We start from the raw sequence: 26513 nt of genomic DNA on the forward strand, positions 1-26513 counted from the left end.
TCCGCGGATGGCGGCGCAAATGGTGGCCAGGGCTATCTTCATGAGACGCCAGCGCGATGGGCTGACCAATGGGCGGCTTGCCAGTGGGGTTGCCTTGTCCAGAGGGGGAAGAGTCCGGGACTTGCCCGGCAATCTGTTCGGCGATGATGGCGACGATCAATCTGGCGTAGAGCCATGCTCGGGCCAGTTCCGGTTTCTTGGCCGGTAACCTGTCGAGACCGGCCAGGCTCTTGAAGCGTTTGAACGCCAACTCGATTTGCCAGCGGAAGCGATAGAGGGCGAGGATATCGGCCGGCGCAAAGGTGGCGGCCGGCAGCGAGGTCAGCAGCAGAATGTACTTCGCCGCCTCAAGACTGCGTGGATCGGGTTGCTTGCCGCGCTTGCGGGCGTCCTTGAGCAGACGCTTCTGCTCGGCTTGGGCCTGTTGCGGATCCTTGCGCCGGACAATGAGGCGCAAGACCAGCGGTGGCGGCGTCCCCTTCATGCCTTCGTGGATACGGACCTGCAGCTCGCCTTCCTGCTCTTGCTGAGCGGCAAGCGCGGCAAACAGATCCAAGGGCTCGCCGTTCGTCTGCAACAGGCGCAACGAGTTCCAGCCGGTCCGCACGATGAAGTGTGCGCCAGCATCGATCACGGGCCGTAGGTCGCGCGGTCTTGCATAGTAGCGATCGCCCAGCACGATATCACCGGGTGCGTAAGTGAGGCGCTGAAGGTTTTCGGCGCCATGGATGTCGGTCAACTCAAGCTGATCGACCTGAGCCGTTGCCAGGTCGTAGCCGACATGCAGCCGCCATGTCGTGCGGTCAGCACCCGGATGGCAGATCGACGTCCCATCGAGCGCACGCAAGCGATACCCCGCAAAGCGCCCCACCGGCACTCTGGCCTGTTCGGCAATCAGCGCAGCCACGATATCGCCAAGCCAAGGTGCCGCTTTGCACAGCCGATCGAGCAGCGATGGATCGGACAAGCGGACGATCCCGCCCGCCTCGGCCCATGCACAGGTCTCGCGCAGCGACATGCCAAGACCGCCATAGGCAAGCGCCAGCCGCAACAGCGTCTCAGCGTTCTTGATTTCCCGCACCCGCGTGAAGGCACCGCGCAACCGCGCCGTTGCTTCCAAGTCAAAACCCGCCGGAAGCTGCGCCCTCACTTCCGGCCAATGATCCAAAATCTCAGAACGAATCTTCATCCAAAGCTTGAATCACAGCCAGATTCCTCATGTCCAGCGCTAAACCTAGCGCATATGACCCTAACCCTCTCCCCGTGGACGGGGCGAGGGGACGTGCCCTGCGAGAGCGAAGTGGGAACGGAGCGGTCGCGGCATATCCCCTTCGCCCCGCGAGCGGGGAGAGCGACTGTCTTGTTTGTCAAGCGGTTTGCCATGGTCGTCCGTCCCTGATGATGGCGTTGAGGATGGTGAGTANAGAGGTTGGTGGGGAATGGAGAGGTTGCGGCATATCCCCTTCGCCCCGTTTACGGGGAGAAGGTGGCGGCAGCCGGATGAGGGGCGGACGGCTGCGGCCGCCCTTTCCTTTTGGGGTGTCGCCTAACCCGGCCGCCAGCCGATCTCGACGAGGATGTTTCCGGGCGCCGTGCAATAAAAGAGCCAACCGCCGCGCATGGCGATTGGCGAACCGGACAGATCAGCACCGGCAGCAGCAAGCCCGGCATGGACCGCATCGACATCCGCCCTTTCGGGCAGGATGAAGCCGATGTGATAGGTCTGGCGTCCCATCTCCACCTGATCGGCGGTGCCGAATTTTGCGATTGCGTGGCTGAGGATGATTTCGAGGCCGGTATCGTCTTCCAGGATCGCCAGGCCGTTCTGGCCGCGCATATCCTTAAGCCTCAGGCCGAAATGGCGGATCAAGAAATCCGCCGTGGCAGCGATATCGGGAACGTGGAAGTCGAGATGGTTCAAGCGCATGACAGTCTCCGTTCGAAAAAATCCCGGGACTGCCTTTTTGCCGTCTCCGCACGCCGCCGGGATCCCGCATCTTAATGCGGATCACGTCGCGGGTTCTCGTGCCATGGCACGGAGCAGAGCTTCGCCAGAGCGCGCTTGACGCTCCAGCGGAAGGGACCGGGCTTACCTCAACCGATCCTGCCTTTTTCGACGATGCCGATCTAGAGTCTGTCAGGGTTATTTTGAACCATACCCTGCATGTCTGAGGTAGTTGGAGCACTCCTGGGGACTGAACGCCTTCAANCGAGCGAGGTTGGGACGGAGACGTCGCGGCATATCCCCTTCGCCCCGTTTACGGGGAGAGCGACTGTCTTGTTTGTCAAGCGGTTTGCCATGGTCGTCCGTCCCNGGGTTAGGGTGAGGGGCAGACGGCGATCTCATCGGCGAGCAGACCCCAGGATCAACCGATGATCAAAGCCGTGCCATAAAGCCCCAATGCAAACACCGTATGAGCCAGCAGGTTGAAGCAGCGGACCTTGTTCGGGGTCGGGTGTTTGGAAGCGGCCCAGCCGATGCCGAGGCCCGGCTGCAGCAGGAACCACCCTGCCCCGACGGTGACGATGCCGAAGATCCAGGCGGGAAGAAATGTCGGGGCGGCCAACCAGGCCGAGCCCATGATGATGGCAAAGATCACCCCATAGAGAATGCCAACGGCGTAGTGGCTGATCCAGCCGAGCGCCAGTTCATGGGCATAGGGCTCGGCATCGGCAATGCTGTCGTGAAAGACCTTGCCGCGGCGAAGGTGCCAGAACCAGCGTCCCACAGGTGCCCAGTTGGGCGCCGCCTGGCCGAACTGGGTGAGCAGGATCGCCCAGAGGTCCATGAGGATGGTTGCGCCGGCGCCGATCACCAGGCCGCGCCACAGAATATCGAACATTGGGAATCACCGGAAAACGTTGCGATTGCAGGACGCTACAAGATCACTGCAAACGCGTCGGCGCAATGGCTGCGGTGAATACACCCGCCACATTTCAGGAGTGATTCAGAGGCTAATCCGCTTGCGGTCCGCCCTCGCCTTGCGTTCCTCCCCCACTGCCGCCGATATCGCCACTGATATCCTTTGCAAACTTCCGCATGAGCCGCACAAGTTCATTGAAGTCATGTTCCTCCCAGCTCTCGAAGATAGCGCGGCCCATCCGCTCGCGGGCGACGTCGATGCGATCGGTCATTGCCTTGCCCTTCGGGCTGATGACCGCCTCGCGCACGCGGCGGTCGGCGGCATTGCCGCGGCGCTTCACCAGATCGAGACTTTCGAGCTTGGCGACCTGACGGCTGACGGTGGTGTAGTCGCGCCCGGCGCGGTCGGCGAGTTCGACCACGCCGATGGGGCCGAGCCGTTCGATCGTGACCAGCAGCGGAAACAGGGCGCGATCGAGCGAAATGCCTGCCTCACGGACCATCTGCTCGTCGCGCTGCGGGCGGTTCATGACGCTGACGATCTCGATCAAAGCCCCATGCAGTTCGCGCAGCTTTCCGCTTATATGTGTATTTTGCACATTCTTTGTTGACGCCATGTTGATTCTCCTATTATGTGCATAATACACATATGGAGAAATCAATGACAGAGAATTTCACAGTCGACGTGCTGATATCAGGCGCCGGTGCGGCCGGCCTGACGCTGGCGATCGAGCTGGCGCGGCGGGGCGTATCCTTCCGTCTGATCGAAAAATTGAACGACCCGTTCCGCGGTTCCCGCGGCAAGGGTATTCAGCCGCGAAGCCAGGAGGTGTTCGAAGATCTCGGCATTCTCGACCGGATCGTCGCGCTGGGCGGCGCCTATCCCCGGCAGCGGGAATATCGCGACGACGGCAGCTTCAGCGAATCCGACGCCGTGGTAGGTGGGGAGCCGACGCCGGCCGAGCCCTATCATCTCCCGCTGATGGTGCCGCAGTTTCTGACCGAGGGGGTGATGCGCGAGCGCCTGCTCGAGCTTGGGCACCGGCCCGAGTTTGGATGCGAACTCATCGGCCTCGAACAGGACGAGGCGGGCGTGACTGCGCGGCTTAAGGGCACATCCGGTGAAGAGACCATCCGCGTGCGCTGGCTCGTCGGCGCCGATGGCGGCCGCAGCTTCGTACGCCATGCGCTTGATATCGGCTTTCCCGGCAAGACGCTCGGCGTGCGCGCTATCGTTGCCGATGTGATTCTGACGGGATTGGACCGCGACGCTTGGCATCGCTTCGGCGATGGCGACATGCAGCGACAGATCGCCATTTGCCCGCTGGCGGGAACGGACCTGTTTCAGATCCAGGGACCCATCCCGCTCGACGGCGAGGTCGATCTCTCTGCGGCAGGCTTGACCGCCCTGGTGAAGAAGCGCAGCGGCCGCGACGACATCGAGGTCCAATCGGTCTCCTGGGCGTCAGCCTTCCATATGAACGCCCGGCTTGCCGATCGCTACCGGCTCGGCCGCGTGTTCCTGGCCGGCGATGCCGCCCATACGCATCCGCCGACCGGCGGACAGGGTCTGAATACCAGCGTTCAGGACGCCTATAATCTCGGATGGAAACTGGCTGCGGTCACCGCCGGCGCCCCCGACGCGCTGCTCGACAGCTATGAGGAAGAGCGTCGCCCGGTCGCCGCCGCCGTGCTCGGTCTGTCAACCGATCTTCTCGACGCCATGAAGCGAGGCGATATGCGGCGCGGCCGCGCTGTGCATCAACTCGATATCGGCTATCCCTCCTCCTCCTTCGCGCTGGAAAAGTCGGAGCGGAGCGCCGGTCTGCTTGCCGGCGATCGTGCGCCCGATGCGCCACTCAAAGGTGTTGCCGGCCAGCCGACGCGTCTGTTCGAACTGTTCAGAGGGCCGCACTGGACGCTGCTGGGCTACGAGGTTGAGCAAGCCGCCGTGCCGCCGCGTGCCGGACTGCACATCCACAGGATCGGCCGGCGCGGAGATGTCATCGATGAAGGCGGGCATTTTCATGATGCCTACGGTCTGGCATCGGGCGACTGGGTGCTCGTGCGTCCGGACGGCTATGTCGGCGCTATCATTGCGTCTGCTCACGCCTGGGCGCTGGAAGCCTATCTCGCAAATGTCGGCCTTGCTGCGTAAGCGGCAACTCAAAGCGCCACGGCCTCGGCGCGTCTGAAAGACGGACGCCGTAGCCAATCGCCACCGCGGGTAGCGCACTTTCGTTGCTAGCCGCCGCACAAGGCCCAAGAGAGCCTCATCCTGAGGAGCGTTGGAGGATGCCGCACCATAGACCAGGCGGCATCGATCTTTCAGAGAGCATCCCGCTCGTATCGCGGCGCCCATCCGCGGGCCATCCCGCGGCTCATCACGCTTTCGGCCAGCGCCAGTTGCTGGCGGAGATGTTTGCAGTCATCGAGCAGCGAGCGTATCGCCGCCTTGGCATTGTCGTCATGCCAGGCAAGCACGGCTTCGACTTCCCAGGCTTGATCGGGCCAAGTCTGATCCGGCCAAGCCTGATCGGGCCTAGCTTGTTCTAGCACAGCGTGTTCGGGGTGTGCCCGATGGGGTTCCAACGTCCTTGCCGGCTGCATCAGTTCAGCGCCAACGGCAGTTGAACCGGGCGCGGCAAGGGCGGTAGCGGCCGGCTGAGCTCGACCTTTCTCTGCCAGGCGGCACGCCGCTGTTGATCCCGCTCGCGGGCTGCGCGGGACGCTTCGACAAGCGCGAGGGCGTTGGCGATCACCTGTTCCGTATGCGTCATGATCATCTCCAATGTTCCTGTTTTGTTCTAAGTTAGAGCTTCGGCAGGAAAAGTCAAGCGTCGGAGGATCTGACGTCGAGGATAGGTGGTGAAGCGTGGCGAGTATTCAGTCCGCCGCTTCTATGACGGCAATGCCGGCCTCCTGTGCCGCCCTGATGAAGGCCGCCCGCACGTGTTCCGGTGGGAGATCGCCGATAATCGCATCCAGGCACGATTTGACGGCCTCGAAATACTCTTCGCCGTCGTCTACCGGCCAGTCGCGCAGGAGCGTGCGCGCTGCGTCCCACACAGAGTTAATAACGGCATAATGGCCGAGCCCCATTGAGGCCAAACCAACCGGTCGAAAATGTGCCGTCTGTCTCACTTTGCTACAGCTTTTCCCAATTTCGGTGAGCTTATGGAATGCGATGCAAGTTGCGTGCCGTTGGCAAGCCGCCTACCGGCCGAAGCGTGGCTTTGATCCTGGAACAGGATGATTTTAGGCCGGGTGGCTTAAAATCTGAATCCTGTTCTACATTATATAGTTAGAGCATGATGTCGTCCGAAAACCGCTCACACTTTCGGCGTCATGCTCCAATCATTCATGGCCGTTACAGGCGTGTTTCTCCATCCCTCTCGGGTCCGGCAGACGCCGCGCTTGAGAACGTGGAACGCTTGAAGACCCCGACAGCTCCACCGACCAGTCATTAAGCGACTGATTATGGTAAATATCGGGCCTTCATCCCACGCCCCGCTGATTAAAACTCAGTCTTTCCTTCTATACTCTATAAGAATTACAGCAACACATATGCTTTGCTGGAAGCAAGAACCTCTCTAATCATTCATTAATTGTGCCAGAGGTGGACGGCGTTTCGTCCGGGTCGTACAATGCCACGCGGCGGATTTGGGAGGAACGCGCGATGCCTATTTTCATGGACCGGCACTTTCTTGAAGGAACGTCAGCCGCCGACGTTGCTCAGGCGCATCGCATGGATCTAGACATTCAGGACAAATACGGCGTCAAGTTCCTGACCTATTGGTTCGATCAGCGACGCGGGACCGCCTTCTGCCTCGTGGATGCGCCGGATGCGGAAACTGCGCAATGTGTGCATCGTGAAGCGCACGGCTTCGTCGCCGCCGAGATCGTCGAGGTCGCCCTGTCGGCGGTCGAGGCTTTTCTTGGCCGAATCCATGACCCTGAGCCGGCGCCCGGCCAATCCTCCGCTCAGGTGGATCCCGGCCACCGGGCAATCCTCTTTACCGATATCGTCGGATCGACAGCGATGACATCGCGCCTCGGCGACCGCATTGCGACCGAAATGGTCCGCGCCCATGACTCTATCGTGCGACGATGCCTCAGCCAGAATTCGGGCCGCGAAGTGAAACACACCGGCGACGGCATCATGGCGGCCTTCGCGGCGACAACGGCAGCCGTCGAATGCGCCATGGCGATCCAGCGGGAATTCGAGCGTTACAACGGCGGAAACACCGAGCCTATCCATATCCGCATCGGACTGGATTGCGGCGAACCGGTCGAGGACAGCAACGACCTCTTCGGCTCAACCGTGCAACTTGCCGCGCGTCTGTGCGCGGCAGCCTCCAGCGACCAGATCCTCGTCTCGGAGAATATATTTCGGGAATACGGCGCAGCCGATCTCTTCGGTCACGCCACGCGCCGACGGCTCAAGGGGTTTTCGAAGCCCGTGCTTGCCTTCCGATGCGACTGGGCCAGTGCCGGCGTAAATTAAGATCTGTTGGGTCCGACACCCAACCAAACAGCCGGCTGCCTCTTGGCAGGGCTTGCAGCGGCGCTTTGTGGCCAAGAAATAGGCGAGCACCCGATCAGCCTATATCGAAACCAGAACGCGCCGCAACTGATGTCACGGCGCGCCCTCACCTGCCATGCAGACGGCCCCCAACAGGCCAATATCTGACTAAGCACTACCAAGTTGATGGTTGATCAGTCCGTCGAATTTGGGGCCGCCCTCAACCTTCGCCAGCACGCCCGACATCTTCAGAAAACGCCGGAAATTCTCACGTGCAGCGCTCAGCGGGAAACGCCCGTTGGCCGTATCTCTACACGCCTTCAACAGAGTGTCATATGCCAAACCCCGTTTGTCCTCCGGCCACTTGTCCAGAACATCGAAGATTTCATCGAGGCACGTGACCTCATCGATGAAATGTGTGCGATGAAGCAAAATCGGATCAAACCGAGTTGACGACATAGTATCCTCCCATTTATATTACTTTTTTATGCTATAATTTTACTGAAAAACCGCGACTTATTCAAGTCAAAATCGCGTCCGTTTGGCTATTGACGCCATGCAACTACTTCCATAAAGACAGAATAACCCTATCAGATTAGACTTAAGCGTATTTGATCATCGGCTGAGGGTCGACGCATCACGAATATAGATTGATTGATCAATCGCGCGAATGTTGCGGGTCAAGCGAGCGCGATCAAATGCACCGGAAGTTTCGTATATTCTCGTGTTGGCATGGTATATTGCGACCGTGACAACCTTGTGAGGAGACGTTCGGATGAACCGATTTTTTCCATTGGTAGCGGGAGTGCTGATCGGTGTGTCCGCGTTCACGTCTTCCTGCACGTCGCCTGCAAGGCAGGATCACCAGGACTTTCAATATCAGCGGAATACATCGGTAAACCCGGCATGTGCGGATGGCTTCAGACCCAGCAATGCTCGCTCGTGCAGTTATTGAAAGGCATAGAGCCGGAAATTGGTTTTGCGCCGAAGGCGGCTACAGCAATTGCAACGGTTGGGAACTCCAAGCCCTCCCTCACCGTTAAGTGATCGGGTCACAATTGCCCGACCCTCAACAGGAGAACGGTTTCCCATGAACAATTTGATCTGGCTTGTCGGCGCTGTCGTTATCGTGCTCGCGATTTTGAGTTTCTTCGGCTTCCGCTGATTGCAGACGTTGCTTAAGCAAAGTGCGGCCGCTCAACCGCGCCTTCTCCTGCCGGCGATCAGAGGGACGATGAATCCTCTGCGCCGAAGGATCCATAGGGATTGAGAGCGCTCGTCTTTCGTGGCGGGGCGGGGCGGGGCTGACATTTGCACGTCGAGCGGCGTTTTGCCGAGTGCTGCCGCAATGTCTTTCGCCAGATTGCTCAAAGCGTCGGGCTCGAATCGAGACTACCGACCGCTTCTTCGAGTATCCGCAGAAAGGCGTGTGATCAGCGCAAAAAGTGGATGATCACCCCCTCCGTCTTCCTTTACAATCAGCCGTTTCGGCCTCTCAAAGGCAGATGGTAAAGGACAATCGATGGCTCGTCTTGTTTGCGCAGATGAACCGGCCAAATCGGAAAAGCGGACGACAAACGCCGATCGGCCGGAGGGGTTGGCGCGGGATGTTACAGCCATCAAGGTCGGCGACTGTCTGCTCGGTTACAAGGCGGTCCAGCGCCGTATGCGAGCCAGCCGTTGGAACCATTTCCGCGGCCGGATGCGCGAGATCGAAAAATTGATCAGGCATCGCCACGGAGACATCGTGCCGGAGGCCGATGATGCATTGATTTACGTCGAGGTGATCGCCGGCCTCGCCCTTGTCGAATTCAGGGAAGAGTTTGTCGATGTGGTTCTTGGCTGGTCGGCGCGATGGCTTCCCTGGGCTGGGAAAGCCGAGATAGAGGAAGTGATCTACGAGCGGACAAAGCTGCGCTTTTCTGGCTTGTCCGCCGACGCGCTCGGTCATGCCCTGCACCTAAGCTACGCGGAACGGAGCGCCCTCGATATCCGCACCATCGGTGCCTTCGATGTGCCGAAGCGGAAAAGAGCAAAACTGCAAAAGGAAAAGCGGCGGCAGCGGGACCGAGCGCGAAAAGAGGAGCAGCGCCGTGCCGCCGGCGCGCTTTCCAGAGCCGATTATCTCGCCAATTCTTTGAGCACAGCACGCCCCTGGGAGGCTTTCGGCATCAGCCGGCGCACGTGGGAACGCCGCGGCAAACCGATGCCGGATCCCGCGACGATATCGGATTGCGGCCCGATCTCGCTGGCCGCTTAGTCGGCACTTTTTCAGCTTTTAACCGGGTGGTCCGAACCAGTTATTTACAGCCTCTTGCGGACCATCCTGCGTTCCCTCGCCCACCCACGCCACATATCCATCGGGCCGGATCAACAGCGCGGTTGGCGCCGAGACCACACCCAGCGCCGGCAGCTCCCATGCACCGTCATATCTGGCGTCGACCAACCTGATGCGGTCGGACCACCGCGCGATGTCGAGGCTGCCAGACGCGTCGAGGTTCAAGAACACGGGCCGCGCATCCTGGAGCAGCGTAAAGAGACGCAGAGGACCATCCGGCGTGGTGAGATCCAGGTCAGGCATGCGGCGGCCGAGCAGCGGATGGCCCTCGCCGAACTCGTAATGGATCGCCAGCCCGGACATTTCGGCAGCGATGCGTTTGCGCGGCTCCTCCATGCCAAGCAGCTCAGTGACGATGTCGCGCAAGGCTTCGGTGCGATCGTCGGTGCGCTGCAACGCGACCTGCGCCATCGTCACGCGCAACACGCGGGCCGCAACCGGATGCCGCTCAGCGTGATAGGTGTCGAGCAAGGCTTCAGGCGACGTGCCTTTCACCACCTGGGCCAGCTTCCAACCGAGATTGACGGCATCCTGCACGCCCGTGTTGAGGCCCTGCCCGCCGACCGGAGAATGCACATGGGCGGCATCGCCAGCGAGGAGTACCCGGCCCTTGCGGTAGGCCGTCGCCTGCCTGGACATATCGGTGAACCTGGAAATCCAGTTGACGCGATGCAGTCCGTAATCCGTTCCGAATGCGGCAATGAGCGCTTCCCTGAGATCTCCGAGCGTCGGCTCGGCCGTCGCGCCGGCATTCTTCTCCGGCACCATCAGGCCGATCGGACCTTCCTTGGCAAAGACGATCTTGCCGTCGAGGATTTCGTACTCCTCCCTGCCGAAGGCATAGATGCCAAAGGCGGTGCGATGGATACCCAATGGCGGCTCCTCTTCCATCTCCACCTCGGCGAGAATATTACCGGTCGTCGGATCCCATCCTTCAAACGCAATGCCGGCAGCCTTGCGAACCAGACTGCGGCCGCCATCGCAGCCGACGAGATAGCGAGCCCCGAGCAAGGCCCCATCAGAGAGTTCAATGGTAACGCCAGTGTCGTCCTGCACGAAACCCGTTACCTCAAGGCCGCGATAGATCGGCACCGCCAGTTCGCCGACCCAGCCGGCCAGAATGCGCTCGATATGCCTCTGCCGCAGCGCCAGCCCGTAATTGTGCCGGGTCGGAAAATCGCTGATATCCAGACGGGTGACCGCAAACCCCGTGACCTGGGCTATCTGCCCTTCTGCGAGGAACCGGTCGACGATGCCGCGCTGATCGAGAACCTCAAGCGTGCGCGCACTCAGACCGCCGGCACGGGTACCGGCCAGCTCCTGATTGGGTCGCCGTTCGACGATCGCCACGTCGACGCCCGCCAAGGCCAGCTCGCCTGCCAGCATCAGGCCCGCCGGCCCTGCCCCTGATATCACGACTGCATGTTCCCTCATCCGCAAACTCCCCTGTTCCGACGCACTCTCTGGGTTCCAGACAGAGCTGGCCCCCACTGCTCGCAAATCTCATCGCTTCTGCGCAGATGCCGATTTTCTCTGTCGCAGGTTGTTCTCCCTATAATAAGAGTTCGATACTGGTTGGAAGGACTTGCGACAGGATGTCGGGCTTGCTCTCTAAAGCCATATTCCTTGCCACTTGCTGATCTGGTGCCGTGGAGCCCCAGGCGTTCCAGCACGACCTGACCGGGTGAGCGCCGGATTTTGACAGGTATCTTCCCCGGTCATCGTTTGTTCTCGAACGGCGATCAATCAATACCTTGGAAAGAACCTTGGAAAGACGTATCTCACTGCGGAGCTGGAGCTTTTTGCGGAATCGTCTCGGCCGCCGGTCGCTCGGACGGATCGGCGGGATGGCCATAAATCGTGTAGGCGGCGCCCGCCAGCACGCCCAAGACGAGAAGCGCGGCTACGTACAACATCATGCCGCGAATGGCCGTCTTCGGTGTCTTATCCATCAGGATCTCCAAGATTGCTCCGCGGTCAAATTCAATGCGGGCGCTTTTGGTTCCGACGCGGCAGTTGTTCAAGCAAGCAGGCACTCAAGGAACGATCAGCTCCTGATCTGGTTTACCCACATCCTCATCGCTAGCGGAGGCCATCATGTGGGCAATCCTGATCGGAGCCGCTCTCATCATCGGCGGACTTCTTTTTCTCTTTACGTCGGTGCTTGGTCGAAGACCGAGTGATCCGCATCAACTGCCGCAAGGCGGCACCACGCTAGAGCCACGGCGCCAAGGCCTCAGGTTCCTCGGGATATCCCAAAACTGGCCAGCGCTCGCCGTTATCGCGATCGGCGCACTTCTCTTGGCTTTTGGTGGATATTCATGACATCCGACAGCCCTTGACGGCGTTAGCTCCTTCGACAGCAAAAACCCGGCTTTCACCGGGTTTTTGTTCAGGCACTACCAAGTCTGGCGACCGGTCCAGTCATCGATGTCGCGTTTGATACGGTCCTTTTCGATGCCATAGCGCTCCTGGATCTTGCCTTCCAGCTGGTCGCGCTTGCCGGCGATCTGGTCGAGATCATCGTCCGTGAGCTTGCCCCACTGCTCCTTGACCTTGCCCTTCGCCTGCTTCCAATTTCCTTCGATCCGATTCCAATCCATGGTCGAGTTCTCCTGTTTGTCGATGAGAAGAAAACGGACCGCAGTGGAAGTTGGTTCCCGAGTCTCAGCGGATTTCCGCGAAGCGAAATTCCGGCGGTAAAGACGCAAAGGCTTCGCCCATGTCAAATATCCACACCCTGATGAAGAAAATAGTAAATAATTCGTGAAGAACGAATAGATGTATAAAATATTTATTTATGTGTGAAGCAAATATTCGTCTCCTTTTGTGTTATGTTGTTCTGCGGGAGAACAACAATGGCACTCGATGTATTTGTGAACCTCTACAATTTAGGTGGCCTGGACGCACTTAATGTTTCTCTGCGAAGCCTGTCAGATGACGACAGGCTTGGCGCATTACTTTCACTTGAGAAGATAGGGTACGAAGTGATCTGGAATGCCCAGAGAAAGCCGGCTTCTGCCTATGTGTGGAGCGGGCCGAACGAGAACTAGTTGTCAGACGGGACAAAGACTTATCCCGAAAATAGGCGCGAGACCTCACGACCTTGTGTCTCCCTTCATTCGCGTAAAAAGCAGATGTTCCACCCTCCCATCGATCCGAAGGAAGTGAGGGCGATCATGATCCGATCCCAGATAGCCGAAGCACAAACCGTGTTGGGCGACGAAGAAGTTGCCCTCTGCCAGAGAGTATTCGACCACATCAGTTCGGTGCGACGAATCACAACAGACACCGAGCGTGAAGATCTCGCGCAGCGGGTTATCCATTCGTACCAGCATGGGGTGAAGGACGAGGGCGCGTTAATGCGACTGTTGATCTAAGATCGCTTCTTTCCGTGAAATATACCGGCGCTTGCCAACTCGTTCATGATTACGAAAAGCGATGCTTCGTGAGGCTTGGGCTTGCGGCAGGTGCGGATAGAATCCCGTGACACACGATGTCCAAGGAGATGATGACTTCGTCGTGAACGCCAAAAATCAAGTTAAATCAGATGGTGTGGCGTTTGATGTGCTAAAATACTCTGTAGGCGGAGATGACTGACTCAGGGAGAAAAAACGATGGCCGACTTAGGAGACCGCAAAAAGGCGATGGAGGATCAATACTTCCAAGACGCCGAGAGGTCCATCAAGCTGAAATCTCGCATGGACAGGCTTTTGGCGCAATGGATTGCTGGCCTCATTGGTCGGGATGATGTTGCGGGCTACGGCGCTGAAATCACTGATGCCCGCTTTAAAGGGGGTGGAGACGCTGGAGTTCTCTCGAAAGCTATTTCGGATCTTCAAGCGGCTGGTCAGGACGTTAGCGAGCAGGACGTTGCAGCAAAGATGAGTGAATTTCTGGTCGAGGCCGCTGGACAGCCTTGAGCGCTTGCTTCGGGATGACGGTGTGAAATACGCACCGGCGCTCCGCTTGTTGTCTGAGAAATTCGGTTATCCGGAGACGCACGTTCGTAAAGCAATCGCCGAGTATCATGATGCTGGAGCGGTTGCAGCCGAAGCCGGCTATTGAACGATAGAACTTGCAGCTTGTGTGGTCTTCAAAGCTGAACTGATTGCATCAATGTCCGGGAATCATAGTACGGATATTGAAGGCACAAATTTGTGCAAACGGAGGTGGCCGTTGCATGCATCGCGTGGATTGACCTACCGTCGTCACCCAGTGAACGAGTAGCGGTTTTAGTCAAAAAACCGCCGGCCGGGGAGGCCGACGGTGCGCTATGGGAGGGCTTCCGCTTTGCCGTCGCCCCGACAATCGACTGGACGGATCGGCCAAGCAACTAGCGCCCTCAGAGCGCGTGTCGTACTTCTCGTCGCACTGTGCGGACGGCTAGAAATCGAAATACACGGTCACACCTGACCGACGACGATAGGGGCTATTGTCGCGATAGCCGTAATAGTCGCGACTGCCGTAATACCGCGGACGATAGCACGAGCCGTAATACCGACAGTCGCGGTAAGCGTACCGGTGTTTCTTCCGGTGACCATACGCATGTCCATTACCGTGGCGGCGGTGTTTGACCTGCTCGACGTCGGGGGTTTGCATATGTACTGCGCTCGGCACGACGATCGGCGTGGCGCTCAGCGGCACAGCGAAAGATGCAGACAAGACAATGGCTGCAAATGAGGAAAAAAGCATCTTCATCGGCGCATCCTTTCAGGCTGCGATTCTCGGTTAATAGGCATTAACCTCCGATGAACGGCTGCAAGCATCCGAGAAAAACCAGCCGGCGCGCCGTTGGTGTGGTCGCGGGTGGTGATCCAGCCGGCCTATGGTGTTGGTGAGCGGTCAGCCGCCTCATGCGGCAACAACGGCTGACCGCCGTTCGGCCAGCGCGGGCCGAAATAGAACCCAGCGCGCCATAGAGCTGAGTCGCGCCCGGCCACGGCGCGCCTTGGGAAGAGGCAAGCCAAACTGCAGCGGCCGCTGCCGGACTACACGATCGTCCTCCCTGCCGCCTGTGGAGCCTTTGGCTGCAATTAATCAGCAACCCATGTTGATTTGATCAGATGAGCGACACCGACAAGCCCGCTGACGAACGCGCCGCAAATGTATGTCCACTATTTTGAAGAAGAGGGATGCGAGGAGTGACGGCCAACGGAGACACGGCTATGCCGATCGACAAGCGCAAGTTTATGGATTGGAACCTTAACACCCTCCTGGGCGGCGTCACCCTCATCAGCATGATTGCCGGCGGCGCTATCGCTTGGAACAATTATCAGCGCGACATTGGCGAGCTGCAAGCCTGGCGCGCGCAAGCGCAGGCCGAAAGCAAAGAGCTTTCCGGCCGCGTCGGCAAAATCGAGGGCGTGGTCGACAATCTCGGTTTCCGCGTCACGATCGGCGAGCAGTCGGCCGCCGCGACTGCCGGCGCCCATCAAAGAAGTGCAGTCGACGCTCAACGTGCAGGGCGGTTCCACGCGCCATGAAGGAGATCCTGCAGCGGATCGAGGCGACGCAAAAGCGCACGACAAATTGAGCGTGTGACGCGTGTGACTTTTTGGCGGTCACAAAAGTCACAAATTTTCCGGTAACTTATTGATTTTATGGTGAGAGCGTCGGGGTTCGAACCCGAGACCTACTGATTAAAAGTCAGTTGCTCTACCGGCTGAGCTACGCTCTCCCTCTCCGCGGGTGTGCCCACCCCGGCTGGAAGTGGGCGGAACATAGGCAGGCGACCCATTGCGGTCAACCGAAAAATTTGCCTTTTTCCGGCGGTCGGCACATTTCTTGCGGGCGCGAAGGCATCTCGCCCGTGTAGAGGCATCTTGCGGGCGTAAAGACGGATTTCTTGCGCGCGCAAAAAGGTGATTGGCAATCGCTTGCCTGCAAAGCTAGGAACATCACGCAGATTGCAGCCGGAGAGAATGCGTGTCGATTGCCGATATTTCCCTGTGGAGCGCGTTGATTGCCGGGGCGCTTTCCTTTCTGTCGCCCTGCGTGCTTCCCCTCGTCCCGCCCTATCTCTGCTATATGGCCGGCATTTCAGTCGAGCAGTTCCGCGGCGGCGGTGCGGTTGTGGTCGCGCCCGACGTCAGACGCGCCGTGTTCTTCTCTGCCCTCTTCTTCACGCTCGGCTTTGCCACCGTCTTCGTGGCGCTCGGCGCCGGTGCATCCAGCATCGGCATGGCGCTTCGCCAGCATCTCGACCTCCTGTCGAAGATCGGCGGGCTGATCATCATCGTCATGGGGCTGAATTTCCTTGGCCTCTTTCGAATCGGCGTGCTGGCGCGTGAGGCGCGCTTCCAGGGCGGCGGCAAGCCGGCGACGCTGACGGGCGCCTATATCATGGGCCTTGCTTTCGCCTTCGGCTGGACGCCCTGCATCGGCCCGGTGCTCGGCGCCATCCTTGGCGTTGCCGCCTCACGCGAGACGGTCGGCTCCGGCGCCGGGCTGCTCGCCATCTATTCGCTCGGCCTTGCCATCCCCTTCTGGATCGCCGCCGGCTTTTCCGGCGCCTTCATGCGGTTCCTCTCGCGCTTCCGCCGCCATCTCGGCACTGTGGAAAAGGTGATGGGTCTCTTCCTCGTGCTTACCGGCCTCGCCTTCCTGTTCGGATGGGTCAGCAATGTGGCGATCTGGTTCCAGCAAACCTTTCCGATCCTGATGCAGATCGGCTAGGCCACCGGTTGCCGATTTTCCAGGCCATGCAGGTGGCGGTATCGGAAGCCGCCGCGAGATCGGCTTCGTCGCCTCCTCCCGCACCGTCGCTCGTCGTGTGCAGGAACCGATGGGCAATGCGGCTTTTTGCGGGGCGTATCGGGAAAAGCGTCCCACGTTGCGGGATAGCCCATTGGTCAAAGGGACACTCCTCAGCATGCCGAGAATATCTGGCATCCGCACGCCGACGCTGCCATAAATGGAGTTTCATCGAGGGAGGCATCGTGATGCAGAAGAATGCGCCGGACTTCAGCCTAGAGGGCAAGGTGACTTTGGTGACGGGAGCGAGCCGTGGCATCGGTCGAGCTTGCGCACTTGCCTGTGCCGCAGCAGGTTCCGATATTGTTTTAGGGGTCCGCGATGTCGCAGCGTCGGCGGGCCTGGTTGCCGAACTGGAGGGCGCGGGGCGAAAAGTTCTCCCCGTTGAACTGGACATTCCCAATAAGGCCCATATCGCACAAGCCGTCGACGCGACGCTTGCGACGTTCGGCCGGATCGACGTCCTCGTCAACAATGTCGGCGTGGCTCCGGGCAATCTCGCGGAACTCGTCGAGGAGAAGGACCTTGACGAGATACTCGATGTCAACATCAAGGGTACCTTTCTGATGACGCAGGCTGTGGGCCGGCACATGATCAAGCGCAATGGGGGCCGGATCATCAACATCAGCTCACAGGCCGGCACCGTGGCACTACGCGGCGAGGCAATCTATTGCATGAGCAAGGCGGCCATCAATCACCTCACGCGCTGCCTTGCAGCCGAATGGGCACGCTATGATGTCACCGTAAATACCGTATCGCCGACGTTCATTCACACCGATGGCACAGCACCTTTTCTGTCCGATGCCGACAATCGCGAGGCGACGCTTGGTCACATTCCGCTCGGCCGGATCGGTGAAACCGATGATGTGGTGGGTGCCGTCGTCTTCCTTGCATCACCGGCTGCGAGCCTGATCACCGGCGCGAACCTGCTGGTGGACGGTGGATGGTCCGTCGCCTGAGGCGGGGCACAACCTGCAGGGCAAGTCCTGTCCAGACGAGCTCAACGATTTGCCGGCAAGGATCTGTTCGGCGACTTGCGGACGCCGATGAGGGATCTACATTCCCTGGATGAAAACTTTCGAATCCGACGACGGCTCTCGGCAGAATTCGCTTCGTCAGGTGCTGCGAAGGCTCGATAGGGCCGACGGCAGGCAGGCGGTCGCCTTTCGGCTGGTATTTGCTGCCATTGACGTCGCCATTCTCGCCTTCTTCCTGCTCGGCCCGTACCTGCGATCCGGTCCGTCCTATCTGATCATCGACTATGCGATAGCAGTGTGGATCGCCGCCGAGATGATCGGCCGGGCGGTCGCCGCATCCTCTGTGCGCGAATGGATTCGGCGGCCGATGACCTGGATCGACTTCGTGGTGCTGGCCACGCTGTTGCTGCCGGATCTGCTCTTCAATTTCGCTTTCCTGCGGATCATGCGGCTCTGGGCGATCGGCACGAGTCCGCTGCTCAAGGACTTACTGCGCAAGGCCGGCTATTTATACCTTCTCGACGTCGTCCGGGCGGTGATCAATCTCCTTGTGTTCCTCTTCATGGCAACCGGGTTCGTCTATACGTCCTTCTTCTACAACCGGGAGGGAAGCGAAGGATTCGTCGATGCGCTATACTTCACAGTCGCGACGGTGACGACGACGGGATTCGGAGACATCACGCTTCCGGGAACGCTGGGCAAGCTCACTTCCGTTGTGACGATGATCGTCGGCATCTCTCTTTTCGTCAGGCTTGCTCAGGCAGTCGTCCGGCCTCACAAAGTGACCTATTCCTGTCACCGATGCGGCCTTCAGCGCCATGACGCCGACGCCGTTCATTGCAAGGCGTGCGGAGAGGTCTTGAACATACCGGACGAGGGATCGTGACCGTCGACCCTGGCTAGACGATACGCCAGGAATTCGCACGCAGTCGTTGTCTGAGAGGGCGCCTCAAGATCGTATTGGGGCACCGATAAACGTGGAATCTTACGAGCGAGCCACTTCTTCAGGTTGGAGCGCAGCCCCGCAGATGTCGTTGTGCCAGCTCATTGGTTTGCGGCGCCCCGGCGCACCATTTCAAATCGGGTCCGTCGGATTGCAGCCCGCCCATACTGGGAGCACGCCGCCGCCGACATCATCCTCTCGCGAAAGAATTATCCGCATCGTGGGCTGTTGCGAGACCGGTCGCCAGTTCATACGTTCTGTCATCCAACCTCACAGGAGCAGAAGATGCAGATCGACCTCACAGGCAAGACCGCTCTGGTTAGCGGATCCACCGAAGGCATTGGATACGCAATCGTCCGCCAGCTCGCGAGGGCGGGAGCGAACGTGGTGGTCAACGGCCGGTCCGAGGAAAAGACCGCGAAGGCCGCCGACCGCCTGAAAGGCGAAGGCGCCAAGGGAAGCGTCACCGCAGCGGCAGCGGATCTCGCAACCGCTGGCGGATGTGACGCTCTTGTCGCCCAAGTTCCTCACGTGGACATCCTCATCAACAACGCGGGCATCTTCCAGCCGCTAGACTTCTTCGATGCGGACGACGAGGTATGGGACCGCCACTGGCAGGTGAACGTCATGTCCGCCGTCAGGCTTTCGCGCGCATATCTTCCGGGCATGCAGAAGCTCAATTGGGGCCGCGTCATCTTCATCGCGTCGGAATCCGGCTTTAACATACCGGTCGAGATGATCCACTACGGTGTCAGCAAGACTGCGGACATCGCGGTTGCCCGCGGCCTTGCTAAGCGGATGGCTGGCACGGGCGTCACCGTGAACTCCGTCCTTCCCGGCCCCACGCTGTCGGAAGGCGTCGAGGCGATGCTCGCCGAGGAACGTGCGAAGACGGGGAAACCGATCGAGGAAGTGGCGGCGGACTTCGTCAAGAAGCACCGCGCCGGTTCGATCATCCAACGCGCCGCGAGCGTCGAGGAAATTGCCAATCTCGTCACCTATCTGGCCTCCCCTTTGGCGTCCGCAACGACTGGAGCTTCGATGCGCGTGGACGGAGGCCTGATCGACACGCTCTAACGGACTCCACCGACTGGCCACCGCACCGTCTTCGTCGGAAGTTGTCTCCGCGATGCGCTGCGCTGGCGGGCTATTTGGCGGCCTTTCCAAAGGCCTCCAATTCTCACCCTTTCGCAGACCAGTAGCTTATCGAAAAGCCGGTGCTCGAAGTCGCCTCGATCTTTCGCGCGCCCACCATAGTTCGTTGGCCCGGCAAGGTGCCTCCCGGCAGTCTGCAAAACGGCATCATAACCGGCCTCGACTGGTTCCCCACATTCGTGGCCGCCGCCGGCGATCCCAACATCATTGATGAGCGTAAAAAGGGGGAAAGACCTCAAATGCGTCAAGGAACCGCCGGCGACCGCCAAGGTTTAGCCTTGAGACCATCAGCGCAGATGAGTTCAATGGAAAACGCGGCGAAAGACTTGGGCATACAACGTCGACGGCTCGATGGCCGTCGCGTCGCGGCAATCGACGACTACCTTGGGAATTCAGCATGAACATCGAGACGATAATTTTCGGGCCGAGCGACTGGGTCCCGAACAACCCGCATCTTCCCGTATTGCTTTACAGAGGGCTCTTTGCCGACGGCGGACCGACCGATTTCGAACGTCGATTCGCGGCAAACGGTTGGACAGGCATCTGGACAAACGGTGTCTTCGATTATCAGCACTACCATTCCGGTGCTCATGAAGTGCTGGGAATTGCGCTTGGTAGCGCCACGCTACTGATTGGTGGTCCCGGCGGTCAAGCAATAGCGGTGGCGACCGGAGACTGTCTGGTTCTTCCGGCCGGGACAGGGCACCAGAATCTCGGCTGCACGTCGAACTTCCAGGTCATCGGCGCTTATCCTAAGGGACAGCATGCCGACATTCAGACTTCGGCTGCTTCAAGCGAAACGCTGACGAAAATCTCGTCAATACCCTTACCCCACACCGATCCCGTTCAAGGACGATCGGGTTTTCTCATCGAGAAATGGCGGTAGCAGGGCTTGCCACGTTCGCCAATCTGATCGACGCCGCCCCCATCAGCACCGCGCCGGCTGCAAAAAGCGAGGCCTGCACCTATGCCGAGGTATGGCTCGGCCTGTCCCTTGACCCCACTCGCCCTTATCCCTCGACCCAATCGATCGCAAACACGCCTCCATGTAGCGTCGTCGATGCCGCGCATAAGGCGGCGGTCAGAAGGAGACAGACATGAGCCTCGAGACAAGCATGAGCCAGGAAAACACATTTCACCCGGGTAGCCCCCCGCTCGACGAATTGGTTCCGTCGCGCTACGCGGTGCGGGTCGGCGAGATTGAGGTGCTGGTGGTCAGCGATGGCGTGCTACCGCTCCCAACCGCGATGCTGGGCCACAACATCGATCCGGCCGTCCGAGCGACCTGGCTGAAAGACATGTTCCTGCCGCCGGACGCTTTCGACTGGGCGCTGAACGTGGTCGTGGTGCGCAGCGGCGACCAGACCATACTCCTCGACGCCGGGCTGGGGATCGACCCGGACTTGCACCTGCCGCGGGCCGGGCAGCTGATCAAGCGACTGGAGGCCGCCGGCATCGATATTGCGTCGGTGACCGACGTGGTGCTGACCCACATGCATATGGACCACATTGGCGGACTGCTCGTCGACGGGGTGAAGGACCAGCTGCGTCCGGACCTGCGGATCCACGTGGCGGCCGCCGAGGTCAAGTTCTGGGAGGCGCCCGATTTCTCCCGGGTCTCCATGCCGCCGGGGTTCCCGGACGCGCTTCGGGCGACCGCCAAGCGGTTCGCCAAAGAATACCGCAGCCATTTCAAGCTGTTCGACGATGAGTACGAGGTGGCGCCGGGCGTGGTCGTCCATCGCACCGGCGGCCACACCCCCGGGCACAGCGTGATCCGCGTGGCGTCCGGCGGCGACAGGCTGATGTTTGCCGGCGACGCCGTGTTCGCGGTCGGGTTTGAACATCCGGATTGGTTCAACGGCTTCGAACACGACCCCGAGGAGGCGGCGCGCGTTCGGGTCCGTCTTTTGCGGGAACTGGCGGAGACCGGCGAGCAGTTGGTGGCCACTCACCTGCCGTTCCCGTCGGTCGGCCGGGTGGCGGTCGACGGCGACGCCTTTCGTTGGGTGGCGGCCTTCTGGGACTACTGATCGATTATTGGGTTGGGATCTTAGAGCGTGGACTCATCGCGTGAATGAGTCCACGCTCTACTGGTTTGTTTTGTGAGCAATTCCGAACGCTAAACCACTACACAGTTTCGCAGGAATTGCTCTTGTTTCTGCGCAATTCCAGACGCAAAAACCGCTACACACTTTTGCTGGAATTGCTTAAGTCAGATCCTGACCCGCCGATCATCCCCGCGCACTGGAAGACCTCTTGGCCGATATTGTCAGCCTGCTTTTGCCGTTCTTCGGCCTGATCCTGATCGGCTACATCGCCGCCAAGGCGACCAAGCAGCCGGCCGAAGCGCTCGGCTGGCTGAACACCTTCATCATCTATGCCGCCCTGCCCGCTCTGTTCTTCAAGCTCGTCTCGCGCACGCCGATCGAAGAGCTGACGCGCGTCGATTTCATTGTCACCGACATCGCAGCGACCTATGCGGTCTTCATCCTGCTTTTTGTCATCGGCCGGATCTGGCGCGGCAATTCTCTTGCCGATTGCACCATCCAGTCGTTTGCGGGCGCCTATGGCAATATCGGCTATATGGGGCCGGGCCTGGCACTCTTGGCGCTCGGCGAAGGCGCAGCCGTGCCGGTGGCGCTGATCATCTGCTTCGAGAACGCACTGCATTTCATCGTCGCGCCGGCACTGATGGCGGCGGCCGGCGACGACAAGCGTTCAACAGGCCAGCTTGTCGCCGATATCGTCCGGAAGGTCGCGCTGCATCCCTTCATTTTGTCGACGGCGGCAGGCTTTGCGGTGGCCGCCTTGCACGTCGACCAGCCGCTGGCCTTTCAGCGCCTGGTCGATTACCTCGCCCAGGCGGCGGCACCCTGCGCGCTCTTTGCCATGGGCGTAACGCTGGCGCTCCGGCCGCTGAAACGAATCCCGGCCGAGATCTCCTATATCGTGCCGGCGAAGCTGATCCTGCATCCGATCGCGGTTTTCATTGCGCTGACAGCGGTTGGCGGTTTCGAGCCGGTCTGGATCCAGGCGGCCGTGCTGCTTGCCTCACTGCCGACGGCGACCAACGTCTTCGTCATCGGCCAGCAATATGGCGTCTGGCAGGAGCGCGCCTCGGCGACGATCCTGATCACCACGGTGTTTTCGGTGGTGAGCGTTTCGCTCTGGCTGATCGTAATCCGCTCAGGCCTTCTTCCGCTTCAGCTTTTCCCGTAGCGCATCCGGAATATCGCGGAAGCCGCGGCCGGGCTCGATGCCCTCGCGCATGACGATGTTGCGCAGCGGCGGTATGGCCGAGAGGATATGCAGGCCGGCAGCCCGCAGCATCTGGACAGGCAGGAAATCCGAAAGCAGCGAGCGGTTGAGAATATCCACGCTGGCGGTGCGCGTCATGATGTCGGCGCGGCGCCTGCGGTCGAAGCTTTCGCCGGCATCGGCCGGCACCGGCAATTCCGCCCGGTCGCAGAGGATCTCGGCAAGCGCCATGATATCGCGGAGGCTGAGGTTCAGTCCCTGCGCCCCGATCGGCGGGAAGACATGGGCAGCCTCGCCGATCAGCGCGATGCGTCCCTTGCCGAAACGATGCGCCATCATGCCGGAGAGCGGCCAGACCTGGACGCCCTCCTCGATGCTGACCTTGCCGAGCATGGATTGCATGCGCGCCTCGACAAGGCTGCCCAGCTCAGCAAGCGGCAATTCCATGCGGTTCGCCGCCTCAGTGGGATCCTGCACCCAGACGAGGCTGGAGCGGCTTCCCGGCAGCGGCACCTGGGTGAAGGGGCCGTGTTTGGTGTGGAATTCGGTCGAGATATTCTGGTGCGGCAGCGAATGGGCGAAATTCAGAACCATGGCCGATTGCGGATAGGACCAGTTGCGCACGGTAATGCCTGACGTCTCGCGCAGCTTCGAGCCGCGGCCATCGGCGCCGACGGCAAAATCGGCCGACAGCGTCTCGCCGCCGGTAAGCCGGATCGAGACGGCTTCAGCCGATATTTCGATCGATTCGGCCATATCGGTGAAACGGGTGATGTTGCCCTCACCGGCCGCGGCCTCTTCCAAAATGCCGGTCAGCGCCTTGTTGGGGAAATTGTAGCCGAAGGCATCGAGGCCGACCTCGGCCGCGCGGAAGGTGGTGGTCGGCGCGCGCAACAGCCGATCGGTGCCGTCGACGATGCGCATGCTAGTGAGAGGAGCGGCTGCAGGGCGGAGCTTTTCCCAGAGCGCCAGGCGGTCGAGGAAGCGGATCGATTGATCCATCAGCGCCGTGGTGCGCCGGTCTTCTTTCGGAGCGAGAGGCGCTACCAACGCGACGTTGCGACCGCCGCGCGCCAGCGCGATTGCGGCAATCATGCCGGCCAGACCGCCACCGATCACCGCCACTTCGAATATCTTCATGCTATCATCCGCCATCGTAAAAAAGCGGACCAGCCGCTTATGCGGCCGGCTTCGCCTGACGGCGCCAACTATAGCCCTTGCCGGCTTCGGCGTCACGCACCGCCGGTTGATAATGATGGGGAATGGCGGGAAGACGGTTTTCGGAAAGCCGCTTCAGCGCCGTGGCGTTGGTGACGGAAAAGCTGTCGATGCCGACGCGCAGCATCAGCGGCACCTGATCGATCAGCACGTCGCCGACGGCACGCAGCTCGTTGGTGTAGCCGAGGCGCTGGCGCAGCAGCGAGGCATGGCTGAAGGCGCGGCCGTCATTGAAAGCCGGAAAGGCGACGGCGACGATTTCGAGGCGATAGAGATAGGGCTCCAGCCGGCGCACATCGTCGGCCGGCTTGATCAGCACGCCGAGGCCGACATCGTTGCTTTCGTCGGCCTTGGCGATCAATTCGTCAAGGCCGAGCAGCGGCTTCTGCTCCTCGGTCGCCTTCACCTCGTCGGTCTCGATCACCCAGGGATCGTTTTCGACAAAACCGGTTTCTCTCCAGATCTTCGTCATCATCCCCTCCTTATGCCGCTTCGGCGGCCGAGCCGTAGAGCGCGGTCTTGAACGGCTGCGGTCCGACGCGGCGATAGGCGGCGAGGAAGTTCTCGGATTGATCGAGGCGCAGGCCGAGATAGGTGTCGACGATCGTCTCGATCGCGTCCGTCACCCGGTCCGGCTCGAAGCCGCGGCCGATGATTTCGCCGATCGAAGTATGTTCGTCGCCGGAGCCGCCGAGGGTGATCTGGTAGAGTTCGGCACCCTTCTTCTCGACACCGAGCAGGCCGATATGGCCGACATGGTGATGGCCGCAGGCATTGATGCAGCCGGAGATCTTGATCTTCAGCTCACCGATCTCGGCCTGCCGTTCGGCATTGCCGAAGCGGCGGGAGATTTCCTGCGCCAGCGGAATGGAGCGCGCATTGGCGAGCGCGCAGTAGTCGAGCCCCGGACAGGCAATGATATCGGTGATCAGGCCGGCATTGGCTTCCGCCAGATTGATAGCGACGAGGCCGCGATAGACGGCTTCGAGATCGGCTAGCGCCACATGCGGCAGGATCAGGTTCTGCTCATGGCTGACGCGGATCTCGTCGAAGGCATATTCCTCGGCAAGATCGGCGATCGCATCCATCTGCGCATCCGAGGCATCGCCCGGAATGCCGCCGATCGGCTTCAGCGAGATCGTCACCATGCCGTAATCGGGGTTCTTGTGCGGCTGCACGTTCTGCTGGACCCAGCGGGAGAAACCGGAATCGGCCTTCTTCCAGCGGGCAAGGTTTTCCCAGCCTTCGGCGCGTTCGGGCAGATCAGGCGGCGCGAAATAGGCAGCGATCGACTGGACGTCCTTTTCCGGCAGCTTGAGCTCGCTATCCTTCAGTGCGGCGAATTCGGCTTCCACCTGGCGCGTCAGCTCCTCAGTGCCGGTTTCGTGCACAAGGATCTTGATGCGGGCCTTGTATTTGTTGTCGCGGCGGCCGTGGAGATTGTACACGCGCACGATGGCCGTGGTGTAGGAGAGCAGGTCTTCCTCGGGCAGGAAGTCGCGGATCAGCTTGGCGATCATCGGCGTACGGCCCTGGCCGCCGCCGACATAGACGGCAAAGCCGATCTCGCCCTTGTCGTTCGTCTTCACGTGCAGCCCGATATCATGGACCTGGATTGCGGCGCGGTCACGCTCGGCGCCGGTGACGGCGATCTTGAACTTGCGCGGCAGGAAGGAGAATTCCGGGTGGACCGACGACCACTGGCGCAGGATTTCAGCGTAAGGACGCGGATCGGCGATCTCATCGGCGGCGGCACCGGCAAAGTGATCGGCCGTGACGTTTCTGATGCAGTTGCCCGAGGTCTGCAGCGCATGCATCTCGACGCTCGCAAGGTCGGCCAGCGCATCCGGAATATCGGACAGTTTCGGCCAGTTGAACTGCAGGTTCTGGCGCGTGGTGAAGTGGCCATAGCCGCGATCATAGGTGCGGGCGATATGGGCGAGCATGCGCAGCTGGCGCGAGCTCAGCGTGCCATAGGGAATGGCAATGCGCAGCATGTAGGCGTGGAGCTGCAGGTAGACGCCGTTCATCAGGCGCAGCGGCTTGAACGCGTCCTCGGCGAGCTCGCCGGAAAGGCGGCGCTGGACCTGATCGCGAAACTGCTCGACGCGCTCGGTAACAAAGGCATGGTCAAATTCGTCGTAACGGTACATCGTCTTCCTCAGACTGCAATGAATTCGGGATCGGCAGGAGCGTAGCCCGGGGCATATTCCATGGTCGGGCCCTGCGCGCGGATGCGCTCGCGAAGGCGAAGCGGCCAGAGAATGCCGTTTGTTTCCTGAACGTCGACAACGGCGACGTCAACCACCTCGTTGTCGGCATAGGATTTCTTGCCGATCGCCTCCAGCGCCGCAACGGCCTCGGCATGACGGGCAACGAGCGCCTTCTGCAGCGAGGTGGACCACTTGCCGTTCGCATCCAGCCAGACGGCAATGCCGTCCGTCAGCCGGTTGGCGGTCAGAACCTTGTCACCCATA

33 protein-coding genes and 1 tRNA gene are annotated in these 26513 nt (G+C 60.4%); 16 read left to right on the plus strand and 18 right to left on the minus strand.

Annotated features, from left to right (window positions below; genetic code table 11):
- From A6U98_RS27625 to A6U98_RS27640, 4 genes are all read right to left on the minus strand, one after another.
- Positions 1-1189: IS4 family transposase (locus A6U98_RS27625; RefSeq protein WP_245304579.1), on the minus strand; the 1189-nt coding region annotated here is incomplete at its 3' end.
- A gap of 357 nt (positions 1190-1546) precedes the next feature.
- Positions 1547-1927 carry a VOC family protein gene (locus A6U98_RS27630; protein WP_064654173.1) on the minus strand — a complete coding sequence of 127 codons (381 nt, stop codon included), beginning with the start codon at positions 1925-1927 and terminating at the stop codon, positions 1547-1549.
- Between the two features lie 439 nt (positions 1928-2366).
- Entirely contained in the window at positions 2367-2843 is a 477-nt protein-coding gene (locus A6U98_RS27635) for a DUF2938 domain-containing protein (RefSeq protein ID WP_027684791.1), read from the minus strand.
- 112 nt (positions 2844-2955) lie between these two features.
- A complete protein-coding gene (locus tag A6U98_RS27640) occupies positions 2956-3480 on the minus strand; it encodes a MarR family winged helix-turn-helix transcriptional regulator (RefSeq protein ID WP_064654174.1) in 525 nt (174 codons plus the stop codon).
- A 44-nt stretch (positions 3481-3524) separates the two neighbouring features.
- Between A6U98_RS27640 and A6U98_RS27645 the strand changes: the two genes are divergently transcribed.
- Complete coding sequence (locus tag A6U98_RS27645; RefSeq protein ID WP_064654175.1) at positions 3525-5021, plus strand: FAD-dependent oxidoreductase; 1497 nt, start codon at positions 3525-3527, stop codon at positions 5019-5021.
- A 170-nt stretch (positions 5022-5191) separates the two neighbouring features.
- Here A6U98_RS27645 and A6U98_RS27650 read toward each other — a convergent pair whose 3' ends face one another.
- The 3 genes from A6U98_RS27650 to A6U98_RS27655 all read right to left on the minus strand — a co-directional run bounded on the left by A6U98_RS27650 (position 5192) and on the right by A6U98_RS27655 (position 6007).
- Positions 5192-5473, minus strand: a complete 282-nt coding sequence (locus tag A6U98_RS27650) for a hypothetical protein (RefSeq protein ID WP_064654176.1) — start codon at positions 5471-5473, stop codon at positions 5192-5194.
- Positions 5473-5643 carry a hypothetical protein gene (locus A6U98_RS36945; RefSeq protein WP_162039352.1) on the minus strand — a complete coding sequence of 57 codons (171 nt, stop codon included), beginning with the start codon at positions 5641-5643 and terminating at the stop codon, positions 5473-5475. The genes A6U98_RS27650 and A6U98_RS36945 overlap by 1 nt, the downstream gene beginning before the upstream one ends.
- A gap of 106 nt (positions 5644-5749) precedes the next feature.
- Complete coding sequence (locus tag A6U98_RS27655; protein WP_011651896.1) at positions 5750-6007, minus strand: DUF982 domain-containing protein; 258 nt, start codon at positions 6005-6007, stop codon at positions 5750-5752.
- 535 nt (positions 6008-6542) lie between these two features.
- Between A6U98_RS27655 and A6U98_RS27660 the strand changes: the two genes are divergently transcribed.
- Complete coding sequence (locus tag A6U98_RS27660) at positions 6543-7370, plus strand: nickel-binding protein (protein ID WP_064654177.1); 828 nt, start codon at positions 6543-6545, stop codon at positions 7368-7370.
- Between the two features lie 186 nt (positions 7371-7556).
- Here the strand turns inward: A6U98_RS27660 and A6U98_RS27665 are convergent, their stop codons facing one another.
- Both A6U98_RS27665 and A6U98_RS38075 read right to left on the minus strand, forming a co-directional pair.
- Complete coding sequence (locus A6U98_RS27665; protein WP_064654178.1) at positions 7557-7847, minus strand: DUF982 domain-containing protein; 291 nt, start codon at positions 7845-7847, stop codon at positions 7557-7559.
- A gap of 610 nt (positions 7848-8457) precedes the next feature.
- Positions 8458-8589, minus strand: a complete 132-nt coding sequence (locus A6U98_RS38075) for a hypothetical protein (protein WP_280818116.1) — start codon at positions 8587-8589, stop codon at positions 8458-8460.
- A 321-nt stretch (positions 8590-8910) separates the two neighbouring features.
- On the opposite strand from A6U98_RS38075, the gene A6U98_RS27670 reads away from it, so the two are divergent.
- The gene (locus A6U98_RS27670) at positions 8911-9648 is read left to right on the plus strand and encodes a hypothetical protein (RefSeq protein WP_064654179.1); all 738 of its coding nucleotides are present in this window, start codon (positions 8911-8913) and stop codon (positions 9646-9648) included.
- An 18-nt stretch (positions 9649-9666) separates the two neighbouring features.
- Here the strand turns inward: A6U98_RS27670 and A6U98_RS27675 are convergent, their stop codons facing one another.
- Positions 9667-11160, minus strand: coding sequence for an FAD-dependent monooxygenase (locus tag A6U98_RS27675; RefSeq protein ID WP_064654180.1), 1494 nt, complete (start codon positions 11158-11160; stop codon positions 9667-9669).
- Positions 11161-11507: 347 nt separating this feature from the next.
- Positions 11508-11678: a hypothetical protein gene (locus tag A6U98_RS37340; protein ID WP_197496448.1), complete on the minus strand. Its 171-nt coding sequence runs from the start codon at positions 11676-11678 to the stop codon at positions 11508-11510.
- Between the two features lie 145 nt (positions 11679-11823).
- On the opposite strand from A6U98_RS37340, the gene A6U98_RS27685 reads away from it, so the two are divergent.
- Positions 11824-12051, plus strand: a complete 228-nt coding sequence (locus A6U98_RS27685; RefSeq protein WP_064654182.1) for a hypothetical protein — start codon at positions 11824-11826, stop codon at positions 12049-12051.
- A gap of 74 nt (positions 12052-12125) precedes the next feature.
- On the opposite strand, the gene A6U98_RS27690 is transcribed toward A6U98_RS27685, so the two are convergent.
- Positions 12126-12329: a CsbD family protein gene (locus A6U98_RS27690; protein ID WP_064654183.1), complete on the minus strand. Its 204-nt coding sequence runs from the start codon at positions 12327-12329 to the stop codon at positions 12126-12128.
- A gap of 255 nt (positions 12330-12584) precedes the next feature.
- Between A6U98_RS27690 and A6U98_RS27695 the strand changes: the two genes are divergently transcribed.
- The 3 genes from A6U98_RS27695 (at position 12585) to A6U98_RS27705 (ending at position 13649) form a co-directional block, all read left to right on the plus strand.
- Positions 12585-12779, plus strand: a complete 195-nt coding sequence (locus A6U98_RS27695; protein WP_064654184.1) for a hypothetical protein — start codon at positions 12585-12587, stop codon at positions 12777-12779.
- 126 nt (positions 12780-12905) lie between these two features.
- On the plus strand, positions 12906-13106 hold the full coding sequence (locus A6U98_RS27700; RefSeq protein ID WP_064654318.1) for a hypothetical protein: 201 nt from the start codon (positions 12906-12908) through the stop codon (positions 13104-13106).
- A 237-nt stretch (positions 13107-13343) separates the two neighbouring features.
- Complete coding sequence (locus A6U98_RS27705; RefSeq protein ID WP_062943194.1) at positions 13344-13649, plus strand: ATPase inhibitor subunit zeta; 306 nt, start codon at positions 13344-13346, stop codon at positions 13647-13649.
- 463 nt (positions 13650-14112) lie between these two features.
- Here the strand turns inward: A6U98_RS27705 and A6U98_RS36375 are convergent, their stop codons facing one another.
- Complete coding sequence (locus A6U98_RS36375) at positions 14113-14427, minus strand: hypothetical protein (protein WP_082933999.1); 315 nt, start codon at positions 14425-14427, stop codon at positions 14113-14115.
- A gap of 467 nt (positions 14428-14894) precedes the next feature.
- On the opposite strand from A6U98_RS36375, the gene A6U98_RS27710 reads away from it, so the two are divergent.
- Complete coding sequence (locus A6U98_RS27710; RefSeq protein WP_064654185.1) at positions 14895-15212, plus strand: hypothetical protein; 318 nt, start codon at positions 14895-14897, stop codon at positions 15210-15212.
- Positions 15213-15330: 118 nt separating this feature from the next.
- On the opposite strand, the gene A6U98_RS27715 is transcribed toward A6U98_RS27710, so the two are convergent.
- Positions 15331-15406: transfer RNA gene (locus tag A6U98_RS27715), tRNA-Lys, on the minus strand.
- A gap of 248 nt (positions 15407-15654) precedes the next feature.
- Here A6U98_RS27715 and A6U98_RS27720 point away from each other — a divergent pair.
- The 8 genes from A6U98_RS27720 (at position 15655) to A6U98_RS27760 (ending at position 22779) form a co-directional block, all read left to right on the plus strand.
- A complete protein-coding gene (locus tag A6U98_RS27720; RefSeq protein ID WP_064654186.1) occupies positions 15655-16404 on the plus strand; it encodes a cytochrome c biogenesis CcdA family protein in 750 nt (249 codons plus the stop codon).
- A 266-nt stretch (positions 16405-16670) separates the two neighbouring features.
- Positions 16671-17441 (plus strand): glucose 1-dehydrogenase, encoded by a 771-nt coding sequence (locus A6U98_RS27725; protein WP_064654187.1) that lies wholly within the window; start codon positions 16671-16673, stop codon positions 17439-17441.
- Positions 17442-17550: 109 nt separating this feature from the next.
- Entirely contained in the window at positions 17551-18345 is a 795-nt protein-coding gene (locus A6U98_RS27730; protein WP_064654188.1) for a potassium channel family protein, read from the plus strand.
- 342 nt (positions 18346-18687) lie between these two features.
- The gene (locus A6U98_RS27735; protein WP_064654189.1) at positions 18688-19479 is read left to right on the plus strand and encodes an SDR family oxidoreductase; all 792 of its coding nucleotides are present in this window, start codon (positions 18688-18690) and stop codon (positions 19477-19479) included.
- A 140-nt stretch (positions 19480-19619) separates the two neighbouring features.
- Positions 19620-19958, plus strand: a complete 339-nt coding sequence (locus A6U98_RS27740; protein ID WP_064654190.1) for a hypothetical protein — start codon at positions 19620-19622, stop codon at positions 19956-19958.
- Positions 19955-20443 carry a hypothetical protein gene (locus A6U98_RS27745; protein ID WP_064654191.1) on the plus strand — a complete coding sequence of 163 codons (489 nt, stop codon included), beginning with the start codon at positions 19955-19957 and terminating at the stop codon, positions 20441-20443. Before A6U98_RS27740 ends, A6U98_RS27745 begins: the two co-directional genes overlap by 4 nt.
- A gap of 211 nt (positions 20444-20654) precedes the next feature.
- Positions 20655-21590 (plus strand): MBL fold metallo-hydrolase, encoded by a 936-nt coding sequence (locus A6U98_RS27755; protein ID WP_064654193.1) that lies wholly within the window; start codon positions 20655-20657, stop codon positions 21588-21590.
- Positions 21591-21816: 226 nt separating this feature from the next.
- A complete protein-coding gene (locus A6U98_RS27760; protein ID WP_064654194.1) occupies positions 21817-22779 on the plus strand; it encodes an AEC family transporter in 963 nt (320 codons plus the stop codon).
- Here the strand turns inward: A6U98_RS27760 and A6U98_RS27765 are convergent.
- From A6U98_RS27765 to A6U98_RS27780, 4 genes are read right to left on the minus strand one after another with little or no spacing between them, the layout of a single operon-like run.
- Positions 22747-23958, minus strand: a complete 1212-nt coding sequence (locus tag A6U98_RS27765) for a UbiH/UbiF family hydroxylase (RefSeq protein WP_064654195.1) — start codon at positions 23956-23958, stop codon at positions 22747-22749. The genes A6U98_RS27760 and A6U98_RS27765 overlap by 33 nt on opposite strands.
- Before the next feature lie 37 nt (positions 23959-23995).
- A complete protein-coding gene (locus A6U98_RS27770) occupies positions 23996-24508 on the minus strand; it encodes a DUF934 domain-containing protein (protein WP_011651873.1) in 513 nt (170 codons plus the stop codon).
- 10 nt (positions 24509-24518) lie between these two features.
- A complete protein-coding gene (locus A6U98_RS27775) occupies positions 24519-26189 on the minus strand; it encodes a nitrite/sulfite reductase (protein ID WP_064654196.1) in 1671 nt (556 codons plus the stop codon).
- A gap of 8 nt (positions 26190-26197) precedes the next feature.
- A complete protein-coding gene (locus A6U98_RS27780; RefSeq protein ID WP_064654197.1) occupies positions 26198-26512 on the minus strand; it encodes a DUF2849 domain-containing protein in 315 nt (104 codons plus the stop codon).
- Position 26513: the final 1 nt, after the last annotated feature.

The sequence above is a fragment of the Rhizobium sp. WYCCWR10014 genome (assembly GCF_001657485.1).
In the GTDB taxonomy this organism is placed as follows: domain Bacteria; phylum Pseudomonadota; class Alphaproteobacteria; order Rhizobiales; family Rhizobiaceae; genus Rhizobium.

Bases quoted from the DNA above. Each gene is read 5' to 3' on its own strand.
- A6U98_RS27630 (WP_064654173.1), bottom strand. From the start codon at position 1,927: ATGCGCTTGAACCATCTCGACTTCCACGTTCCCGATATCGCTGCCACG.
- A6U98_RS27635 (WP_027684791.1), bottom strand. From the start codon at position 2,843: ATGTTCGATATTCTGTGGCGCGGCCTGGTGATCGGCGCCGGCGCAACC.
- A6U98_RS27640 (WP_064654174.1), bottom strand. From the start codon at position 3,480: ATGGCGTCAACAAAGAATGTGCAAAATACACATATAAGCGGAAAGCTG.
- A6U98_RS27645 (WP_064654175.1), top strand. From the start codon at position 3,525: ATGACAGAGAATTTCACAGTCGACGTGCTGATATCAGGCGCCGGTGCG.
- A6U98_RS27650 (WP_064654176.1), bottom strand. From the start codon at position 5,473: ATGCAGCCGGCAAGGACGTTGGAACCCCATCGGGCACACCCCGAACAC.
- A6U98_RS36945 (WP_162039352.1), bottom strand. From the start codon at position 5,643: ATGACGCATACGGAACAGGTGATCGCCAACGCCCTCGCGCTTGTCGAA.
- A6U98_RS27660 (WP_064654177.1), top strand. From the start codon at position 6,543: ATGCCTATTTTCATGGACCGGCACTTTCTTGAAGGAACGTCAGCCGCC.
- A6U98_RS27665 (WP_064654178.1), bottom strand. From the start codon at position 7,847: ATGTCGTCAACTCGGTTTGATCCGATTTTGCTTCATCGCACACATTTC.
- A6U98_RS27670 (WP_064654179.1), top strand. From the start codon at position 8,911: ATGGCTCGTCTTGTTTGCGCAGATGAACCGGCCAAATCGGAAAAGCGG.
- A6U98_RS27675 (WP_064654180.1), bottom strand. From the start codon at position 11,160: ATGAGGGAACATGCAGTCGTGATATCAGGGGCAGGGCCGGCGGGCCTG.
- A6U98_RS37340 (WP_197496448.1), bottom strand. From the start codon at position 11,678: ATGGATAAGACACCGAAGACGGCCATTCGCGGCATGATGTTGTACGTA.
- A6U98_RS27685 (WP_064654182.1), top strand. From the start codon at position 11,824: ATGTGGGCAATCCTGATCGGAGCCGCTCTCATCATCGGCGGACTTCTT.
- A6U98_RS27690 (WP_064654183.1), bottom strand. From the start codon at position 12,329: ATGGATTGGAATCGGATCGAAGGAAATTGGAAGCAGGCGAAGGGCAAG.
- A6U98_RS27695 (WP_064654184.1), top strand. From the start codon at position 12,585: ATGGCACTCGATGTATTTGTGAACCTCTACAATTTAGGTGGCCTGGAC.
- A6U98_RS27700 (WP_064654318.1), top strand. From the start codon at position 12,906: ATGATCCGATCCCAGATAGCCGAAGCACAAACCGTGTTGGGCGACGAA.
- A6U98_RS27705 (WP_062943194.1), top strand. From the start codon at position 13,344: ATGGCCGACTTAGGAGACCGCAAAAAGGCGATGGAGGATCAATACTTC.
- A6U98_RS36375 (WP_082933999.1), bottom strand. From the start codon at position 14,427: ATGAAGATGCTTTTTTCCTCATTTGCAGCCATTGTCTTGTCTGCATCT.
- A6U98_RS27710 (WP_064654185.1), top strand. From the start codon at position 14,895: ATGCCGATCGACAAGCGCAAGTTTATGGATTGGAACCTTAACACCCTC.
- A6U98_RS27725 (WP_064654187.1), top strand. From the start codon at position 16,671: ATGCAGAAGAATGCGCCGGACTTCAGCCTAGAGGGCAAGGTGACTTTG.
- A6U98_RS27730 (WP_064654188.1), top strand. From the start codon at position 17,551: ATGAAAACTTTCGAATCCGACGACGGCTCTCGGCAGAATTCGCTTCGT.
- A6U98_RS27735 (WP_064654189.1), top strand. From the start codon at position 18,688: ATGCAGATCGACCTCACAGGCAAGACCGCTCTGGTTAGCGGATCCACC.
- A6U98_RS27745 (WP_064654191.1), top strand. From the start codon at position 19,955: ATGAACATCGAGACGATAATTTTCGGGCCGAGCGACTGGGTCCCGAAC.
- A6U98_RS27755 (WP_064654193.1), top strand. From the start codon at position 20,655: ATGAGCCTCGAGACAAGCATGAGCCAGGAAAACACATTTCACCCGGGT.
- A6U98_RS27765 (WP_064654195.1), bottom strand. From the start codon at position 23,958: ATGAAGATATTCGAAGTGGCGGTGATCGGTGGCGGTCTGGCCGGCATG.
- A6U98_RS27770 (WP_011651873.1), bottom strand. From the start codon at position 24,508: ATGACGAAGATCTGGAGAGAAACCGGTTTTGTCGAAAACGATCCCTGG.
- A6U98_RS27775 (WP_064654196.1), bottom strand. From the start codon at position 26,189: ATGTACCGTTACGACGAATTTGACCATGCCTTTGTTACCGAGCGCGTC.
- A6U98_RS27780 (WP_064654197.1), bottom strand. From the start codon at position 26,512: ATGGGTGACAAGGTTCTGACCGCCAACCGGCTGACGGACGGCATTGCC.